This window comes from Ruegeria sp. BA2 (assembly GCF_056539605.1).
Window position 1 is genome coordinate 1 of sequence record NZ_JBQFVE010000041.1, and the last position, 957, is coordinate 957.

General features: G+C 56.4%; 1 protein-coding gene. It reads left to right on the plus strand.

Going from position 1 to position 957, the window contains the following annotated elements:
* The coding region (locus ACR0NN_RS25270; RefSeq protein WP_480685870.1) for an IS3 family transposase at positions 1 to 885 on the plus strand (885 nt) is incomplete at its 5' end.
* Positions 886 to 957 lie beyond the last annotated feature (72 nt).

The window sequence follows — 957 nt, forward strand, 5'->3', positions numbered from 1 at the left end:
AAGACCACGTTCTACCGCTGGTGTGCCCGCTATGAGGCGTTTGGTGAAGCGGGGCTTGAAAATCGCCGTCCACACCCCGGCCGGGTCTGGAACCGCATCCCTGACGAGATCCGGCAGGCCGTCGTTGACCTCGCTCTTGATGAGCCGGAACTATCGCCCCGCGAGCTGGCATTCCGCTTTACAGACACGAAAAAGTACTTTGTGTCAGAGCCTTCGGTCTATCGCATCCTCAAGGAGCAGGATCTGATTACTGGGCCGGCGTTCAATGTGATCAAAGCTGCGGACGAGTTTCACGACAAGACCACGAGACCGAACCAGCTTTGGCAGACCGACTTCACTTACCTGAAGGTGACTGGCTGGGGTTGGTTCTATCTCTCGACGATTCTGGACGACTTCAGCCGCTACATCGTGGCATGGAAGCTCTGCACAACGATGAAGGCCGACGATGTTACCGACGCTCTGGAACTGGCGTTGGAGGCATCAGGCTGTTCGTCGGCGACCGTCCGACACAAACCGAGGCTGCTCAGCGACAACGGTTCATCATACATCTCTGGTGACCTGGCGGATTGGCTCCTAGATCAGGGCATGGACCACGTTCGAGGGGCACCAAATCATCCGCAGACCCAGGGCAAGATCGAGCGGTGGCACCAAACGCTCAAGAACCGCATCCTGTTGGAGAACTATTACCTACCGGGCGCACTCGAGGAAGCGATCAGAGCCTTCGTCGACCACTACAATCACCGCCGCTATCACGAGAGCCTCAGCAATCTGACTCCGGCCGATGTCTACTTCGGTCGCAGCGACGGCATTCTTAAGGAAAGGAGAACCATCAAGGAAAGAACCCTTAAACAGCGACGCTTGCTCAATCTCGGGCACGCCGCCTAAGATCACAAACGATGAGCCAGACCAACCTGAAAGCTGTCAGCTCAATCGGACCACTTCATTTGATGACGGACA